Origin of the sequence: Myxococcus vastator (assembly GCF_010894475.1) — a bacterium.
Lineage (GTDB): Bacteria > Myxococcota > Myxococcia > Myxococcales > Myxococcaceae > Myxococcus > Myxococcus vastator.
Map to the genome: position 1 here is coordinate 1 of NZ_JAAIYB010000708.1, position 2,755 is coordinate 2,755.

General features: G+C 73.7%; 2 protein-coding genes. Both read right to left on the reverse strand.

The window, feature by feature from the left end:
• Positions 1-318: 318 nt before the first annotated feature.
• The gene (locus G4D87_RS36365; protein WP_240358894.1) at positions 319-2,028 is read right to left on the reverse strand and encodes an ATP-binding protein; all 1,710 of its coding nucleotides are present in this window, start codon (positions 2,026-2,028) and stop codon (positions 319-321) included.
• A gap of 116 nt (positions 2,029-2,144) precedes the next feature.
• Positions 2,145-2,755 (reverse strand): CheB methylesterase domain-containing protein (locus G4D87_RS36370; RefSeq protein ID WP_163787381.1); only part of this gene is annotated, 611 nt, incomplete at its 5' end.

Sequence of the window (2,755 nt, forward strand, 5' to 3'; positions counted from 1 at the left end):
GGTGGGGGGCATGCCTCTTCGGTTTCGGCGGTGGGGAGGGAACCATACCCCGCTCTCCGCCCCGCGCGATGCCAGGCAGGCGTCGGCTCACCGCGCGTCGCACCCGTTGCCTGGAAGGGGGGCGACCGCCGCCTTCGGGGTGCACCCGTGACAGAGGAATGCGACCCGGGTGGATGCAGCGCGGGGTGAAACAAGAATTTCAGGAAGTCACTTTCGAGGGAGGGTGGAGAAAGTCAGGCACGCGGTGGCTCACGCGCGCCTGTCGGGGTGCTCCGCCTCACCGGGTTGGCGCCACGTCGTACTCGCGCCCCGCGGACCTCAGGCGTCCGTGGCCCCGCGCGCGAGCGGCGGTTGTGCCGGGAGCGGCGCCGCGCCGCCCGTGGAGGGCAGGGTGAAGGTGAACACGCTGCCTTCGCCCAGGGTGCTCTCCGCCTGGATGCCACCGCCGTGGGCTTCGACGAGGCCCTTGGCGATGGCCAGGCCCAGTCCGGTGCCGCGGCTGGCCGCGTCGCGGGCCTGCCAGTAGCGGTCGAAGATGTGGGGCAGCGCGTCCGGGGCGATGCCGGAGCCGGTGTCGCGCACGTGGACGGACACCTCGCCGCCGCGCGGCCGCGCCCCCAGGGTCAGGGAGCCCCCGCCGGTGGTGAACTTCACCGCGTTGCCCAGCAGGTTGCCCAGCACCTGGAGCACCCGCACCTTGTCGCAGCGCACGCGCACGTCCGCGGCGGGGAGCTCCACGGACAGGTGCAGGCCCTTGGCCTCCGCCAGCGGACGGACGGAGTCCAGCGCCTCGGTGAGCAGCCCCGTCACGCCGTGCTCGCCCCACTCCAGCGGCAGCCCGCCCGCCTCCAGCCGGCCCCAGTCGAGCAAGTCGGAGATGAGGCGCGACATGCGCTCGGTGGCGTCCTGGATGCGGGTGGCCTGCTTGGCCACGCTTTCGCCGCCCGGCTTCGCCCCCGCGCCGCGCAGCAGCAGCGCCGCGCCCAGCTGCACCACGCCCAGCGGGTTCTTCAGGTCGTGCGACACCACGGCCAGCAAATCCTCCCGGGCTCGCGCCGCGCGCCGGGACTCACCCACCAGCCGCGCGTTGTCGATGGCGAGGCTGGCGCGCAGGCACAAGTCTTCCGCCAGCGCCAGATCGTCCGGGCCATAGCGGCGCCCGGAGCCCGAGGACACGAAGGTGACGGCGCCCAGCGTGTGGCCGCGCGCGCGCAGGGGCACAATCATGTACGAGCGCGCCTGCAGCAGCCGCAGCAGCGCGGGGTGCGCGGGCTCCGCGGCGGCGGCGCGCAAGAGCGAGTCCGTCACCGCGGGCACCAGCTCCGGCTCCCCGGTGCGCAGCACGCGCAAGAGGCCCACGGGGGCGTCGTCCCGCAGCTCGATGCGGGTGGGCAGCGCGCCCGCGCGCTCCTGCTGCGTCGGGTCCAGGCAGGCCACCGCCACGCGCGTCACCCAGGGGCCCTGCTCCAGCGCGTCCACCAGGCACCAGTCCGCCACGTCCGGCACCGCCAGGTGCGCCAGCAGCGTGTACATGCCCTGCGGGTCCGGCGGGTGGGTGAAGAGCGTCGTCATCGCCTGGTAGAGGAAGGAGCGGCGGCGCTCGGCCTGCTCCACCTCCGCCCGCGCGGCCAGCTCCAGCTCCATGGCGCGGGAGAACACTGCCTCCGCGTCGGTGAGGGGGCGCGCCGTCACCAGCACGCAGCACGGCCCGCCATCCTCCGAGGGCAGAGGACTGAGCACCAGCGCGTGACGCCGCAGGCCCGCCTGCGTGGTCCAGGGCGCTTCCAGCTCGCAGGTGTCCTGGATGAGCATCACCCGCGCGCGCGCCGTCTCCAGCCGCGCCAGCTCCTCGGGGGGGAAGCCCAGCTCACCCCAGTGCCTGCCCACCAACTCCTGGGGGAGCCGGCCCACTGTCTCCGCGCCGGCCTGGCTGCACACCAGCACCCGCCCCGTGTCGTCCAGGACGTACGACGGGTCGGGGAGCGCGGAGAAGACGGTGGTGAGGGATGCGGGGAGTCGAGCTGCCATGAAGGAGAACTGGCTGAGGAGGTGCCCCCATCATGACACCGCCCGGACCCAGGGCCATCCCGACACCGGGCGATTCCTGCGGATGTTCCAAAATCCAATATTGTGGATCGTGTAACTCAGACTCCCGGAGTACCCCGGAGCGCCAGGGAGAGCCTGCTCGCCAGGTCGGGCAGGGCGACGACCTCGTGGGCCAGGTTGGCGCCCACCACCACACCGGGCATGCCGTAGACGACGGAGGACTGCTCGTCCTGGGCCAGGATGCGGCCTCCGGCGCCGTGGAGCTCGCGCACGCCTTCCAGGCCATCCTGGCCCATGCCGGTGAGGATGACGGCGAGCGACGCGGGCCCATAGGCGCGGGCCACCGAGCGGAACATCCACGTCGCGGATGGCCGGAAGCCATTCACCGGCGCGGCCCGGGAGACCTCCGCCCGGCCCTCGCCCCGCACGCCCAGGTGGCGATCATCCGGCGCCAGATACACGTGCCCGGGGAGCAGCGGCTCGCCATCCTCCGCCACCTTCACGGACAAGGGGCCCGCGGTGCGCAGCCACTGCGCCAGGCCCTCGCTGAAGCCAATGGCGATGTGCTGCACCACCAGCAGGGGGACGGGGATGCTTGCGGGCAGCTCTGACAGCAGGCGGAAGAGCGCCGCCGGGCCGCCCGTGGAGGCGGCCAGGGCCACCACGCCGGGGCGCGTGGGCGACACGGGCGGCGCGGGCAGGGTGGGCG

What these genes read in the sequence shown, in the direction of transcription:
- G4D87_RS36365 (WP_240358894.1), bottom strand. Translation starts at nt 2,028, where the DNA reads ATGGCAGCTCGACTCCCCGCATCCCTCACCACCGTCTTCTCCGCGCTC.